Source organism: Arthrobacter sp. P1_B3 (assembly GCF_056406615.1).
In genome coordinates, this window is record NZ_JBFTZV010000017.1 from 59,871 (window position 1) to 73,922 (window position 14,052).

Consider the following 14,052-nt stretch of genomic DNA (forward strand, 5'->3'; position numbering starts at 1 on the left):
GGGTGGGCTAGATGCGCGCCCCGTCGTCGTGCTCGTCTTTCTCGCCGGGCAGCTTCATGATCAGGAAGACCACTGCGGCCGCGAACGCGGCCACCATGCCAAGGATGGCCACCAGCGGCGCCGACCGCCAGAACATTGCCGAGAGCACGAGCGCAATCGGGCCGCCCACCGCGCCAATCCAGGCAAGGACAGTCATCGGATCTGCCCCGGCCAGGCTGGGCGGCTCCTCCGGGACGAACGCGCCGTCGTCGTCGTCGGGCTCGTAGTCGCGGGGGCCGGGCGCAGTATCCGGTATCTCGTTGGTGCCCGCAGCCGGCTGCCCCGGGGCCGGGGCGAGGCGCTCCTTGGCGGAGAGCTCGATCGGTGCGGCGCCGGAGAGGCCCAACGGGTCAAAATCCCGGAACGTCCGACCCGGAGGGGAACCAGCGCCGGAACCAGCGCCGGAGCCGGCCCCGCCGCCGGCAGCGCTTTCGGCTCCGTCGGCCGGCCCGCCGGTTGCCTCGTCCCCGGCTGCCCCGACCCCTTCAAGCCTGGCGACGAGATCCAGCCAGACGGCGTCGTCGTCGGCCAACTGTGCGTCCGAGGCGGGGGAGTCCTGGGACTCATCGGCCTGGGACTCAGGGGGCTGGGGCTCCTGGTGCGCGGTGGCGTCCGGGCCGGAGTGCCGGGCATCGGCGGGGTCCGGGTCCGGAGTCTCGGGATCCGGGAGGTCGGGGTCTGGTTTACTCATTGGCCGTGTCCTTCCGGCTGGCGCGGGCCGCGCCCGGACTGGCTGCGGAGGCAACGGACCGGACAAATTCGGCTGTGCCATGGAAGATCTCGGGCGCGTCGTTGTCCATAGTAGCCACGTGGTAGCTGTTTTCCAGACGGACCACCTCGAGCGGGGCGTTGGTCAACCCGCGGCGCAGGGCCACCATGCTGGATTCGGACACCACATGATCCACTGCTGAACGGTACACCCGGACAGGAGCCGTGATGCGGGGCAGCAGGCGCACGGTGTCCTTGAACATCTTGTTGAGCTCGTGCGCCGCGGCCACCGGCGTGCGCGGGTAGGCACCCTCATCCATGTCCGGCTTGAGGATGTCATTGGCGATCGCAGGGGTGCTCTTGAGGACGAACTTCAGGACGCCGGCCAGCGGGGCACGGGGATCATCGATGACCAGGCCGGGGTTGACCACCACAACCCCCGCCACGGGACGGGTGGCCGCAATCCGCAACGCCAGGGCACCGCCCATTGACAACCCCGCCACGACCACGATGTCGCATTCTTCCGCTAGCTCCAGGTAGGCCGCGTCCAGGGCCGCATGCCAGTCCTGCCAGCGGGTCTTGGCCAGCTCCTGCCAGCTCGTTCCGTGCCCCGGCAGCAGGGGCAGCCGGACGGCGAACCCGGCACCGGCCAGCGACGACGCCCAGTCCCGCACACCGTGCGGGCTGCCGGTGAAGCCGTGGGACACCACGACGCCGGTCCGGGGGCCGGTTCCCGTGAACGGGCTGCTGAACGGCGAGTGGTCCGGAAGGATGCTCATGTGGTCTCCGAGGGGGCGGTGGGCGGCATGGTGGACCGTGTGTGGGTGGCGTGGGCGTGCTGAAGGAAGAAGCGGACTGATTCTTCAAAGAGTAGCGGCGCATCGGCGTCCAGGGTGGCAACGTGCCCGCTGTGCGGCAGCGGGATCACGGTGAGTTCCCGGGATCCGAGCCTCCTGCGCAGCAGCGCCAGGGACGACGGCGGGACCACGGCGTCGGTGGCCGACTTAAAGACCAGGGCAGGAGCCTGCACTGCCGGCAGGTCCCGCAGGGTCGCGGAGAACAGCCGGCGCAGCTGGTGGACGGCGGCCAACGGCGTCAGCGAGTAGTCGCCGTCGTCGGTGGCGGCCGCCGTGGAATTCTCCTCCTGAAGCGGCATGGTGGTGCGCTGGAAGTATTTGAGCAGTCCCACGATCCTGACCCTGCGGTCATAGAAGCTCAGGCCGGGGTTGACTGCGGCCACGCCGGCCACGCTGTGGCGGGCCGCGGTGCGCAGCGCTATGGTGCCGCCCATGGACAGCCCCGCGACGTAGCAGTCGTTGGTCCGGGCGGCCAGGTCCAGGTACGCCGTTTCAAAGCTCGTGTACCAGTCCTGCCAGCGCTGCCGGGCGAGATCCCGCCAGTGGGTGCCATGCCCGGGCAGCAGTGGCACCGATACCGCGAAGCCCTGGGCGGCGAGGTGGTGGGCCCACGGCAGGACGCTGTGCGGGCTGCCCGTGAAGCCGTGGCAGATGGCCACGCCGGTCCGGGCGTTGGGGCCGTGGCCGGGGTAGCTGAAAGCGGCGGGCGCCGGGGGAGTGCTGCTTTCAGTCATGAGCCCATCGTGTCACCCTTGGCGGCAAAACTCACTAGAGTAAGGTGTCCATTGAAGTCCTGGCCGGACCCGATTTGGGCGGCCGGCCAGACGCCTTCCGGAGAGGTCACCGAGTGTTTTATTGGTTCATGAAGACGTTTGTCCTGGGACCGGTGCTGAAGCTGCTGTTCCGGCCCTGGGTCAAGGGCCTGGACAACGTCCCGGCCGAGGGCGCCGCGATCCTGGCCTCGAACCACCTCTCCTTCTCGGATTCCATCTTCATGCCGGTCATGGTGCCGCGGCCCGTCGCATTCCTGGCAAAATCCGAATACTTCACCGGCACCGGGATCAAGGGCAGGCTGACCGCCGCCTTCTTCCGGCTCACCAACCAGCTCCCCATGGACAGGTCCGGGGGAGCCGCGTCCGCGCAGTCCCTGAACGCTGGCATGGACGTACTCAGGAACGGCTCGCTCCTGGGCATCTATCCCGAGGGGACACGCAGCCCCGACGCGCGCCTCTACCGCGGCAAGGTGGGCGTTGCCCGCCTGGCGCTGCAGGCCCGTGTACCGGTCATTCCCGTGGCGATGATCGGAACGGACAAAGTCCAGCCGATCGGCAAGCGCGTCCCCAATATCCGTCGCATCGGCATGATCTTTGGCGAACCGCTCGACTTCAGCCGCTACTACGGGATGGAGGATGACCGGCTGGTCCAGCGTTCGGTGACTGACGAGATCATGTATGAACTCATGCGGCTGTCCGGTCAGGAATACGTGGACGAGTACGCCGCCGTCGTGAAGCTCCGCCTGGCGGGCAAAGCGCAGGAAGCAGCGCCGGACAAGGCCTCCGCGGGCCCCGATGCGGCGCAGGAAGCGCCCGCCGACAAAGCCGCCGACAAAACATCGGAAAAAACGCCAGACAACGCTCACAACCCCGGTGCGCCGACGGCGGCCACGGAAGACGGCCCCGAGGTTCCCGGGACTGCCTAACTGGCGCCACGGGTGCCATGTGACGGCAACGGAGCAGTCAATGACAGGCAGGGCCGCCGAACCTCGTTGGGGCAACTATCCTTAGAGGGTGACCGAGCTATCTGAGAAACCAGTTTCCCCGCTGACCAGCACCGCCCAGAGCGGAGCCGCCAACTATCCCGGACTGGACAACTGGCGGGAACTCCCGGCCTCGCAGCAGCCCACGTGGTCCGACCCGGCTGTGTTTGAGGCGTCCGTCAAGGAACTTTCCGTCCTCCCGCCCCTCGTGTTCGCCGGCGAAGTGGACATCCTTCGTGAACGGCTCGCCGCTGCCGCGCAGGGCAAGGCATTCCTGCTCCAAGGCGGCGACTGCGCCGAGACCTTCGAAGCGGCGACGGCGGACAAGATCAGCGCACGCGTCCGGACCATCCTCCAGATGGCCGTCGTCCTCACCTACGGTGCGGCCATGCCCGTCATCAAGATGGGCCGCATGGCTGGCCAGTTCGCCAAGCCCCGCTCCTCCAACGACGAAACGCGCGAGGGCGTCACCCTGCCGGCCTACCGCGGCGACATCGTTAACGGCTACGACTTCACACCCGCTTCCCGCGCCCACGACGCCGGCCGGATGCTGAAGGCTTACCACACCTCCGCCTCGACGCTGAACCTGATCCGTGCCTTCACCCAGGGTGGCTTCGCGGACCTGCGCCTGGTGCACCAGTGGAACAAGGGCTTCACCGAAAACCCGGCGCACGCCCGCTACGAGTCCCTGGCCCGGGACATCGACCGCGCCATCAAGTTCATGTCCTCCTGCGGCGCCGACTTCGAGGCACTCAAGCGCGTGGAATTCTACGCCAGCCACGAGGCGCTGCTGCTGGACTATGAGCGCGCCCTGACCCGCATCGATTCGCGCACGGGGCTGCCCTACGACACCTCGGCGCACTTCCTGTGGATCGGGGAGCGCACCCGCGAGCTGGACCATGCACACGTTGACTTCCTCTCCCGCGTCCGTAACCCGATCGGCGTGAAGCTCGGCCCGTCAACGAGCGGCGACGACGCCCTGCGCCTGATAGACAAACTGGATCCGGACCGGGAGCCCGGCCGGCTTACCTTCATCACCCGCATGGGCGCCAGCAACATTCGCGAGAAGCTGCCGGCGATCGTCGAACGCGTCACCGCCTCCGGGGCTCAGGTCCTGTGGGTCACCGACCCCATGCATGGCAACACGGTCACCTCGCCCAACGGCTACAAGACCCGCAATTTCGACGACGTCATCGACGAAGTGCGCGGATTCTTCGAAGTCCACCACGCGCTCGGCACCGTCCCCGGCGGCCTGCACGTGGAGATGACCGGCGACGACGTCGCCGAATGCCTCGGCGGAGCCGACCCGATCGACCAGGAAGCCTTCCTGGACCGCTACGAGTCGGTCTGCGATCCGCGCCTGAACCACATGCAGTCGCTCGAAATGGCGTTCCTTGTGGCCGGAGCCCTCGCCAAGCGCTGACCCGCGGCACTAATCGACAACAGAATTCGCTGAAAAACGCAGACAATAACGCTGCTAAAAAAGCTCCGCCCGGCTGATGCAGCCGGGCGGAGCTTTTATGTGGAGCAGGTCTGCCTTGAGCCGCGTGCGGTCAGACCACGGTCAGGGTGACAAGCGAGCCTTCGGGGACGGCCGTGTTCACGGGATCCTGGGCGCGGACTGTTCCGAAGAATCCTCCCAGGATCTCATCGATCTGGACCTCGAAGCCGAGCTTTTCGAGGGCCTCCTTGGCTTCCGAGGCCTGTTTCCCGATGAAGCTGGGTACCTCGACGAGCTTCGGACCCTTCGAGATCGTCAGGGTGACCGATCCGCCCTTGGTCAGGTTGCCGGAGGCCGGGTCTTGCGCCACGACGGAACCCTTGGGCACCTTCCGGTCATTGACTGTCTCCGGGGAGACCACGGCCTTCAGCCCGGCGGCTTCGAGCGCGCTCACGGCGGCACGCTGCTCCTGGCCGCGGACATCCGGGACCGGAATGGGCTGCGGGCCCTTCGAGACGGTGAGGCCCACGGGCGTCCCGTGCCGCACCGGATTGCCGCTGCGAGGCGCCTGGGCAAGCACCGTGCCGGCAGGCGCCGATTCATCGAACGTCTCGGTAATCGGACCCAGGGCCATTTCGGCGGCGTTGAGGGTGGTCTTGGCCTCGTCCAGGGTCTTGCCGGTCAGTTCCGGCAGCGGGAACAGTTCCGGGCCCTTGGAAACGGCAAGGGACACGGGCTGGAACTTGCGGATGACCTCGCCGGCGTTTGGTTCCGAGCCGACCACCAGCCCCGGCGAGACGTCGTCGTCGAAGACATCCTTGACGGTGGATTGGAACCCGGCGGTGCGGAGCAGGTCCTGGGCCTCGGCAACGGTCTTGTTCGCCACCGGGGGGATCGTTCCGGGCGAGCCCGGTCCCATCCCGAAGAACCAGCCGGCGACGGCGGCGAGCAGCGCCGCGACGACGAGCAGGACGATCCACAGCAGCCCGCGGCGTCGCGGGTTCCCCTCGTGCAGGGTCTTGGTGGGCGTGGCCGCGGCGCGCTGGCGCGCCTTCTCCTCGTCCCGGTCCAGCTTGCGCTGGGCGCGCTTGCTGGGGGCAACCGCAACTGCCGCCGGGTCGTCGTAGCCGGCGGCGCCGTCGTAGGCCGCCTCGTCCGGAGTGGACAACGGACCGTAGGACGGACGCCGCGGGGCACCGGACATCACTGTGGTCGGGTTGCCGCTGGCGCGGGAGATCATCTCGGTGGGCCGGGCAAGGCTGCCGTATACCTCAGTGTGTAATTCCGTGGGCGCCTCGGTGGGCGGCTTCACGTAGGTTGTGTCCTGAGTGTCGTGCGCGTCCGGCGCCGGGCCGGCACTGCCGGGCCGCCGGTTCGGCGGGGCGGCCACGGCCGGCAGCGGGCTGAGGATAGCCGCCGGCGGTACGAGGTCGAGCTCGGCGTCGCTGAGGTTGGTCCTGATGTGCCGGAGCTCGGACAACAGTGCGCTCCCGTCGACGGGGCGTTTGTCCGGGTCCCGGTCCGTGCACCACTGGACGAGTTCGTCGATCTCCGCAGCCAGTCCGGGAACCTCCAACGAGGGAGCTCCCACGGTGGAATTGACGTGCTGGTAGGCGACCTGGATGGGCACGTCGCCGTCGAACGGCTGCCGGCCCGTAATCATCTCGTAGAGCATGATCCCTACGGAATAGATGTCACTGCGCGCGTCTGCCTGTTTACCCAGGACGAGTTCGGGGGAGAGGTAGGCGACAGTCCCGATCAGGGCGCCGGTGCTCGTGGACGTCGAGATGGCGCGTGCCAGGCCGAAGTCGCCGAGCTTGATCCGCCCGTCGTCGGCGATCAGGACGTTTTCCGGTTTGATGTCCCGGTGGATCATTCCGGCGGCGTGCGCGGCGCCGAGCCCTTCGACGACCGGATCGATCAGCGCCAGGGCCAGCCGGGGAGACAGGGCGCCCTTGTCGTTGAGGACGTCCCGCAGCGTGTGGCCCTTGATGAACTCCATGACCAGGTAGGCGAGCCGGCCGTCTTCACCCTGGTCCAGGACGCCCACCACGTGGGGATGGGAAAGCCGGGCGGCGGCCTTGGCTTCGCGGCCCAGCCGGTCAAGGAACTGCGGGTCGTCGGCCAGATGGGGATGGAGCACCTTCAGCGCGACGTCGCGCTCGAGGCGCTGGTCTGTGGCGAGGTACACGGTGGACATCCCGCCGCGGGCAAGCCTGGATTGAACCTGGTAGCGGTTGTCCACCAGGTTCCCTACGAGAGCGTCCGACACGTATTCTTGCACCTTACAATCGTAGTCGCTGGACAGAAACGGGCCCGAATCAACATGCGATCCGGGCCCGTAGCGTCACGCTCCGTTGTCAGGGAGCCTGTGCTGGTGTCTGTGCTTAACCGAACAGGCTCCGGTTGGCCTTGATGGCCGCGACGTATCCCTTGGTGTCCTCGAACATGCCATTCTGGCTCACCGAGTACTGGCCCTGGTAGTAGCCGGCGATCGCAGTGTCCAAGTCAGGGCTCGTGCGGACCAGCTGGCGGATGATCGCTACGCCTGCCGTGGCGTTGTCGTACGGGTCCAGGAGGTTCAGCTTGCGGCCCACGAGATCGGAGGCCCACTGGCCGGAGGACGGGATGACCTGCATGGTGCCGATCGCGTTGGCCGGTGACACGGCACGCTGGTCAAAGCCGGATTCCTGGAAGGCAAAGGCCAGGGCGAGGCTGGCATCCACGCCCATGCGCCGTGCCGTGTCCGCCACGATCGACTTCATCTGCTGATGGCTGGGCACGGGAGAGGCGTTGAGCAGCGCCTTGTTCTGGTTGGCCGAGCTGACCACGGCGGCCGGGTAGCTGAACCCGAGGAACGTGCTGGGCACGAGGGGCGTGGTGGCAGCAGGCTTGCTCGAAGCCGGCGCGATCGTCGACGCACCGGGGATGACGAGCTTCTGGCCCGGGTAGATGATGCTCGACATCGTCAGCCGGTTGGCCGAGAGGACATCCGAGAGCCTGACGCCGTTGCGGGCCGAGATGCCGGAAAGGGTATCGCCGGCTTTGATGGTGTAAGAGCCCGAGCTGGCCGGCGCGGGTGCCGACGACGCGGGCTTTGTCGCGGCCGGAGCCTGGGTACTGGAACCGCCGCCGACCTTGACCTTCTGGCCGGGGTAGATCACTGAGCTCATGCCAAGCCCGTTCCACTTGAAGAGCTCGGAAAGCCCAACGCCGTGGCGTGCGGCGATGGCGCTCAGGGTGTCGCCTGCCTTCACGACGTAGACGCGGCCAGAGCCGGAGGTAACAGAGGCGGAACTGGCCGGGGCGGCGGGCTTGGTTGCCGGGGCCGGCGTCGAGCCCGTGAGCTTGATCTTCTGCCCCGGGTAGATGATGGTGTTCGCCTGCAGATTGTTCAGCTTCAGCACGGCGAAGGTGTCCAGGCCGTAGCGGCCGGCAACGGCACTGATGGTGTCGCCGCGGGCGATCGTGTAGACGGCGGGAGCCGCGGACTGCGCGGGCCGCATGGCGCTTGGCAGCGTTGCCGGCACGGAGGCGGAGGGGATCAGTGCCGCCTTGAGGGACGTCGTTGCGTCCGCCTGCGCCTGGGCTCGCATGGCAGCCGCGAGGGTTGCGGGGACCGAGCGTACACGCGATTCGGCTGCGGCCGGCTGGGCGATCGCCAGGGAGGAAAGCACGACGGCGGGAAGCGCCGCCGTCGTGGCCGCGATCAGCGGCAGGCTGCGCCCCGGACGGAGCTGTGGCGAACGTGAGGTCGTCATTGGAAAGATCCTCTTCTCAGCGGCAACGCTGCGGTCAGGCCGGTGGAACTGGTGTTACCAGTGTGACAAAAGTTATTTCTGTTACAAATGTGATCTATGTGAATGTCTCATGAATTGGCAATTAGCACAAGAACTGTTTGGCATTCCACAAACCACTCTCCGGCGGAGTGTCGGGCAATTGGTGTCCCGGCGGGGTCCCGGGTGAACCCGGGCGGCATTGCCGCCGGTGGGATGGGCTATGGCCGCTGCCGTCATTTCTGCGCCTGCCGACTAGGCGGCGGGGCACCCGTCGTGGCAATCTTTATGCGTGAGTAATGTAGAAAGCCTCGTGGGCGAATGGCTGCCCCTGCCCGATGTCGCACAGCTTCTGAACGTATCTATTACCAAGGTCCATGCACTTTTGGACGAGCGTGCGCTGGCGGCTGTGAGAATCGGCGACCGGCGCATCCGGTCCGTGCCTGCAGCTTTCATCCAGGACGGGCACGCAGTGGAGAGCCTGAAAGGCACCATTGTTGTCCTCTCGGACGCCGGGTACTCCGATGAGGAACTGATCAACTGGCTCTTTACCCCGGACGAGTCCCTCCGCGGCCGGCCGATCGATGCCCTCCGGGAAGGGCGCAAGACCGAAATCCGACGCAGGGCGCAGTCACTGGCCTGGTAGGAGCCCGCTGGCAGCATCAAGGAGCCGGCAGCATCCCCAAGACGTGCCATGACGGGCCGTGTACAGCGCAAGCCGCTGTGCACGGCCCGCTGCGTTTTGGTCCGGTGTTTCGTTCTGATTAGGCGGCGCGGCTGACCGTGGCCTCTGCCAGCCTGCGGAGCGCGGTCTTGGGCAGCTCCTGAAGCGGCAGGAGGTCCAGGGCGGCGAAGGCCGCCTTGCCGAATTCCTCGATGAGTACCTCGGTGGCCTGGAGCGCACCGCAGTCCACGATGATCCGCCGGATCTCCTCGATGTCCGCGTCGCTGAGATCGGGGCTGCCCAGTTTGGCGTCGATGAACTCTGATTCGGCCGCCGAGGCCTGGTCCAGGGCGAAAGCCACCAAGACCGTGCGCTTGCCCTCACGGAGATCGTCCCCGGCAGGTTTGCCCGTGGTGACGGGGTCGCCGAAGACGCCAAGGACATCGTCCCGCAGCTGGAACGCCTCGCCGAGCGGCAGGGCGAAGGCGGAATAGCCGCGCAGCAGCTCGTCGCCGGCGCCGGCCAGGGCGCCGCCGAGAGCGAGCGGGTGTTCGGTGGAGTACTTGGCCGACTTGAACCGGATGATGGACTGGGCCCGGCTGACTGCCCCGGCGCGGTCCCGCCTGGGCCCGGCGACCTCTTCGAGGATGTCCAGGTACTGCCCGGCCATCACTTCGGCACGCATCAGGTTGAAGATCAGCCGTGCCGGGCTGCCCGAGGCGGCGCGGTGGCCGATTTCCGTGAAGGATTCCTCGCTGAAGGACAGGCAGAGATCCCCGGTCAGGATCGCTGCCGCGTGGCCGAACCGCTCACTGTCCAGCGCCCAGCCCTGGGCCTCGTGAAGTTCAATGAAGCGGCGGTGGACGCTGGGGCCGCCCCGGCGGGTATCCGAGCGGTCAATGATGTCGTCGTGGATCAAGGCCGCAGCCTGGAACAGCTCCAGGGCTGAGCCGGCTGTGACCACCTCGGTGGCGCCTGCCTCCCCGCCCGCGCCACGCCACCCCCAGTAGCACATGAGTGCCCGCAGGCGCTTTCCGCCCGTGACCAGGTTTGAGATCGAGCCCATGAGCGGATCGATGTCCTGGGAGATCGAGGACATGACGGCCTGGCGGCTGGTCAGGAACTCCGTCAGCTGGCCGGCGACGGCGGCCACGTAATCCGCCTGCTCTAGCCTTAGCTGTTCAGCGAGACTCACTTGACGGACTCGGCAGCGACGTTCGCGCCAATCGTGAACGTGGACACGCCTGCTTTCTGCATGACGGAGATGTTCACAGTTTCGTTGTCCCCGCGCAGGAAGTCCTTCGAGGGCAGGGCGCCCACGGTTTCACCGGGTACGGCCTTGAAGCCCTGTGCCTCCAGCGTCTTGGTGTGGAAGGCCAGGACATCTGCGGCAGGGGCGGTGATGCTGCCGACCAGTGCCACGGTTGCCGGCACGGTGGTCTTATCGAAGCTGCTGGAGACCAACTTGGCCCCGGGCATGAGCGGCAGGAGCTTCTGCGGGAAGCCGGGAACCAGCGCGCCAACCGTCGCCGACGTGCCGGGCTGCGCCGAAGGGCTGGGGGGAGCCGTGGTGGAGGACTGCGCAGATGCGGCCGGGTTCGACGCCGACGACGCCGCCGGGCTCGCGGAGCCGGCGGGCGTGCATGCGGCCAAGGCCAATAACGCGCCCGCCGCCGCGATGGCTGCTGCGGCACGTTTGCGCTGTCCAAATACCTTCACAGGGACTTTCCTCCTGGTGTTGAAGCGGAATCAGCCTCCAGTTTAGTCAGTCCCCGGGCATAGGATTGAAGACGTGGGGCCGGACGCAGACAATCAGCAGAGAGTGCAGTCAAATGTGCACCCTCGGGGGCTGCCGAATGCGCAGCCCCACAGCCAGCTTCCCGGCCGCCTGAGCGGGGATTCCCTGCTGGAACTGAGGCGCAGCAGCATCATGCATGTGGACATGGACGCGTTCTTTGTTTCCGTGGAGCTGCGCAGCCGTCCCGAGTTGAAGGGAAGGCCCGTGATTGTGGGCTATCCGGCGGACCGCTCCGTGGTGCTGTCCGCGTCCTACGAGGCCCGGGCGTTCGGCGTCAGATCAGCGATGCCTATGGTGGTGGCGGCACGCATGTGCCCCTCGGCTGTCATTATCGAGCCCCGCCACAAGCTCTACTACGAAGTCTCCGGCCAGATCATGGAAATCTTTGGCTCCATCACCGATCTCGTCGAGCCGCTCAGCGTGGACGAGGCGTTCCTGGACGTCGGGGGAGCCATCCGGCGGCTCGGTCCGCCCCGTGAGATTGGCGAACTGATCCGGGCCCGCGTCTTCCGGGAATTGGGAATCACGGCGTCGGTGGGCATTGCCGCCAGCAAGTTTGTGGCCAAGATCGCTTCCACCCGGTGCAAGCCGGACGGGCTGCTGCTGATCAGGCCCGAGGAAACCGTCCCGTACCTGCACAGCCTTCCCGTCAGTGCGCTGTGGGGCGTCGGCGGCAAGACAGTGGAAGTGCTTGCCCGCAGGGGGATCCGGACGGTGGCAGACGTCGCCGCCTCGCCGCTGCCCTCGCTGCGGAAGCTGCTGGGCGCGTCGGGGGAGCATGTCTACCGGCTCTCCTGGGGCATCGATCCGCGGCCCGTGACGCCGGTCCGGCTGGAAAAGAGCATTGGAGCCGAAGAGACGTTCGCCACTGACACTGCGGATGACGCCCTGCTGCACCGTGAGCTGCTGCGGCTTTCGCACCGGACCGCGGAGCGCCTCCGGGGCGCCGGCATGCACGCCCGCACCGTGGCGCTCAAGCTGCGCTACGCGGACTTTTCCACCATCACCCGCAGCCGCACCGTCAGCACACCGATCGACAGCGCCCAACTTCTTTACGCCGTGGCAGTGCAGCTCCTGGAATCGGTAGGTGAGAGGCCCATGACAGTCCGGCTCGTGGGCATTCGGGCCGAACAGCTGGAAGAGGCTGCCCACGCCCCGCTCCAGCTCAGCCTGGACCGCCGGGACGACAACTGGCGGGCCGCCGAACAAGCCCTCGATGCTGTCACCCGGAAATTCGGCAATAAGTCGGTTCTACCGGCACGGCTCCTGGATCCCGGGGGCCCCCTCGAGTGAGCCCGGCGCAGGGACCGGCGCAGGAATATGGCGGCCCCGCCCCGACAAGGGCTCCAGCGAGGGGTTTCGGACACGGGACAGGGCCTTAAGACTGTCTTTCAGAACAGGCCGCAACAATCTATCCTTATTAATACCTAGGTTTAGGACTACTGGATCGACCGTTCGGGCGACCCGGCCAGCTAAGACCGGCACGGGACTGCTGAATTGCCCCTTTCACCAAGGGCGGTGAATGGGAACCTCTTCGGAATCCCGGGCGTTAGGCGATTAGGGCACTGGATACGTCACGCCCGGACGTTGGCAGACTTGAGGAGGTCGTGATGCCGCTCTCGGAACACGAACAGAAGTTGCTGGAGCAACTTGAGAAGCAGCTGAATGAGGACGACCCAAAGTTTGCAAGCTCGATGGGATCGGTCCCCGGACGCTCTTGGTCCACACGCCACCTCGTCATGGGCGTGCTCGCGACTCTCGCGGGCGTGCTTCTGTTATTGGTCGGCGTGTCCACGCAAATTATCATCGTCGGGGTTGTGGGCTTTGTAGTGATGGGCGCCGGCGTCTATTTCGCCACGATGCGCAGTTCGGCTGTGGGCAGGTCCCGGGCAGCCGGCGGCCGCAAGCAGGGCAAACCCAGGAACTCGTTCATGAGCAACCTTGAACAGCGCTGGGACGAACGGCACGGGGGCGAGTCCTGAACCAATCCGTGACGGCCCCTTAGGCCCTCCACTTTCCGCCACCGGCTCTCCGGGGGACGGCGCGAGACCCGCTTCGGCGGGTCTTTCGCCATTTAAAGCAGAAATTTTGCTCCGGTTCTTGCCCGGGTTCGCCGCGATCGGGCCATAAAAGGGGCGGCGCCGTCGAATTGATTCACCCTGGCGCCGGTCCGAACCGTGAATCGGCCAGGGCGAGTGAGGCAAGCAGGAAAAATCACTCCACTTTCCCCCACCAATCCTGTTTCCCTGCAAATGCTGGGACGAAAGGGGATAAACATCCGCAAATTTGTCTAAACATCCCGGGCGTGTCGTTGACTGTGGAGCGATGTGGAGTAATGTGGAGGGCGTAAGAGGGTAGTTGCAACTCAGGGGACGTTGGACTTTCTAGAACAGACGGGCGGTGGGCCGTGTTTCTCGGCACACATTCGCCGCGTCTGGACGAAAAAGGTCGAATTATCCTCCCCGCGAAGTTCCGCGAGGAACTTGCCAGCGGGCTGGTTCTCACAAGGGGCCAGGAGCGTTGCATCTACGTTTTCAGTGAGGCGGAATTCGGCCGGGTTCACGAGCAGATGCGGGAGGCTCCAATTTCCTCCAAGCAGGCACGTGACTACATCCGTGTTTTCCTCTCTGGAGCCTCGGACGAGGTACCTGACAAGCAGGGGCGCGTGACGATTCCGCCGGCGCTCCGGGAATACGCAGGTCTTGGCCGGGAACTCGCCGTCATTGGCGCAGGTTCCCGCGCGGAGATCTGGGACGCCCAGGCTTGGAGTGAGTACCTGGCCGAAAAGGAAACCGCCTTCTCGGAAACAGACGACGCTATTCCGGGGATTCTCTGAACCCCCACTCATCCACAAGCACACAACGTTCCTTGATCGAGATCTCCAGCCGCCCATCCGGTTGTTGTCCTGGCTCACTTCCCCGGAGCCAGGCCGGCACCGGGTAGGCGCGGATGGGGATCTGGACCAAGGAACGTTGCGTAAGGGCCGCAACCAGCAAACTCCCGCAACGAAAGG

The 14,052-nt window shown here is 66.4% G+C and carries 13 protein-coding genes; 6 read left to right on the forward strand and 7 right to left on the reverse strand.

What is annotated here, in order from left to right; translation table 11 throughout:
* Window positions 1–7: 7 nt before the first annotated feature.
* The 3 genes from AC1D2F_RS16765 to AC1D2F_RS16775 are packed head-to-tail and all read right to left on the reverse strand — an operon-like array spanning window position 8 to window position 2,338.
* On the reverse strand, window positions 8–730 hold the full coding sequence (locus AC1D2F_RS16765; RefSeq protein WP_476967222.1) for a hypothetical protein: 723 nt from the start codon (window positions 728–730) through the stop codon (window positions 8–10).
* A complete protein-coding gene (locus tag AC1D2F_RS16770; RefSeq protein WP_476967223.1) occupies window positions 723–1,526 on the reverse strand; it encodes an alpha/beta hydrolase in 804 nt (267 codons plus the stop codon). The genes AC1D2F_RS16765 and AC1D2F_RS16770 overlap by 8 nt, the downstream gene beginning before the upstream one ends.
* Window positions 1,523–2,338 (reverse strand): alpha/beta hydrolase, encoded by an 816-nt coding sequence (locus tag AC1D2F_RS16775; RefSeq protein WP_229992559.1) that lies wholly within the window; start codon window positions 2,336–2,338, stop codon window positions 1,523–1,525. Before AC1D2F_RS16775 ends, AC1D2F_RS16770 begins: the two co-directional genes overlap by 4 nt.
* Before the next feature lie 113 nt (window positions 2,339–2,451).
* On the opposite strand from AC1D2F_RS16775, the gene AC1D2F_RS16780 reads away from it, so the two are divergent.
* Both AC1D2F_RS16780 and AC1D2F_RS16785 read left to right on the forward strand, forming a co-directional pair.
* Window positions 2,452–3,303 carry a lysophospholipid acyltransferase family protein gene (locus AC1D2F_RS16780; protein ID WP_229992560.1) on the forward strand — a complete coding sequence of 284 codons (852 nt, stop codon included), beginning with the start codon at window positions 2,452–2,454 and terminating at the stop codon, window positions 3,301–3,303.
* Window positions 3,304–3,391: 88 nt separating this feature from the next.
* Window positions 3,392–4,783 (forward strand): class II 3-deoxy-7-phosphoheptulonate synthase, encoded by a 1,392-nt coding sequence (locus AC1D2F_RS16785; RefSeq protein ID WP_229992561.1) that lies wholly within the window; start codon window positions 3,392–3,394, stop codon window positions 4,781–4,783.
* Between the two features lie 130 nt (window positions 4,784–4,913).
* Here AC1D2F_RS16785 and AC1D2F_RS16790 read toward each other — a convergent pair whose 3' ends face one another.
* Together AC1D2F_RS16790 and AC1D2F_RS16795 are read right to left on the reverse strand one after the other, a co-directional pair.
* Window positions 4,914–7,085 carry a Stk1 family PASTA domain-containing Ser/Thr kinase gene (locus AC1D2F_RS16790; RefSeq protein WP_229992562.1) on the reverse strand — a complete coding sequence of 724 codons (2,172 nt, stop codon included), beginning with the start codon at window positions 7,083–7,085 and terminating at the stop codon, window positions 4,914–4,916.
* A 103-nt stretch (window positions 7,086–7,188) separates the two neighbouring features.
* Window positions 7,189–8,562, reverse strand: a complete 1,374-nt coding sequence (locus tag AC1D2F_RS16795) for a lytic transglycosylase domain-containing protein (protein ID WP_229992563.1) — start codon at window positions 8,560–8,562, stop codon at window positions 7,189–7,191.
* 307 nt (window positions 8,563–8,869) lie between these two features.
* Here AC1D2F_RS16795 and AC1D2F_RS16800 point away from each other — a divergent pair, with 307 nt between their 5' ends.
* Window positions 8,870–9,223: an Rv2175c family DNA-binding protein gene (locus AC1D2F_RS16800; protein WP_026538795.1), complete on the forward strand. Its 354-nt coding sequence runs from the start codon at window positions 8,870–8,872 to the stop codon at window positions 9,221–9,223.
* A gap of 118 nt (window positions 9,224–9,341) precedes the next feature.
* On the opposite strand, the gene AC1D2F_RS16805 is transcribed toward AC1D2F_RS16800, so the two are convergent.
* Together AC1D2F_RS16805 and AC1D2F_RS16810 are read right to left on the reverse strand one after the other, a co-directional pair.
* Complete coding sequence (locus AC1D2F_RS16805) at window positions 9,342–10,436, reverse strand: polyprenyl synthetase family protein (RefSeq protein WP_229992564.1); 1,095 nt, start codon at window positions 10,434–10,436, stop codon at window positions 9,342–9,344.
* Window positions 10,433–10,960 carry a hypothetical protein gene (locus AC1D2F_RS16810; protein WP_229992565.1) on the reverse strand — a complete coding sequence of 176 codons (528 nt, stop codon included), beginning with the start codon at window positions 10,958–10,960 and terminating at the stop codon, window positions 10,433–10,435. The genes AC1D2F_RS16805 and AC1D2F_RS16810 overlap by 4 nt, the downstream gene beginning before the upstream one ends.
* Window positions 10,961–11,183: 223 nt before the next feature.
* Between AC1D2F_RS16810 and dinB the strand changes: the two genes are divergently transcribed.
* From dinB to mraZ, 3 genes are all read left to right on the forward strand, one after another.
* Window positions 11,184–12,332, forward strand: coding sequence for a DNA polymerase IV (dinB, locus tag AC1D2F_RS16815; protein WP_414645461.1), 1,149 nt, complete (start codon window positions 11,184–11,186; stop codon window positions 12,330–12,332).
* Window positions 12,333–12,649: 317 nt separating this feature from the next.
* Complete coding sequence (locus tag AC1D2F_RS16820; RefSeq protein ID WP_229992566.1) at window positions 12,650–13,021, forward strand: DUF3040 domain-containing protein; 372 nt, start codon at window positions 12,650–12,652, stop codon at window positions 13,019–13,021.
* A gap of 425 nt (window positions 13,022–13,446) precedes the next feature.
* Entirely contained in the window at window positions 13,447–13,875 is a 429-nt protein-coding gene (mraZ, locus tag AC1D2F_RS16825; RefSeq protein WP_090956633.1) for a division/cell wall cluster transcriptional repressor MraZ, read from the forward strand.
* Window positions 13,876–14,052 lie beyond the last annotated feature (177 nt).

Coding starts and splice junctions, on each gene's coding strand:
- dinB (WP_414645461.1), top strand. CDS start 11,184: ATGGACGCGTTCTTTGTTTCCGTGGAGCTGCGCAGCCGTCCCGAGTTG.
- AC1D2F_RS16795 (WP_229992563.1), bottom strand. CDS start 8,562: ATGACGACCTCACGTTCGCCACAGCTCCGTCCGGGGCGCAGCCTGCCG.
- AC1D2F_RS16775 (WP_229992559.1), bottom strand. CDS start 2,338: ATGACTGAAAGCAGCACTCCCCCGGCGCCCGCCGCTTTCAGCTACCCC.
- AC1D2F_RS16765 (WP_476967222.1), bottom strand. CDS start 730: ATGAGTAAACCAGACCCCGACCTCCCGGATCCCGAGACTCCGGACCCG.
- AC1D2F_RS16820 (WP_229992566.1), top strand. CDS start 12,650: ATGCCGCTCTCGGAACACGAACAGAAGTTGCTGGAGCAACTTGAGAAG.
- AC1D2F_RS16770 (WP_476967223.1), bottom strand. CDS start 1,526: ATGAGCATCCTTCCGGACCACTCGCCGTTCAGCAGCCCGTTCACGGGA.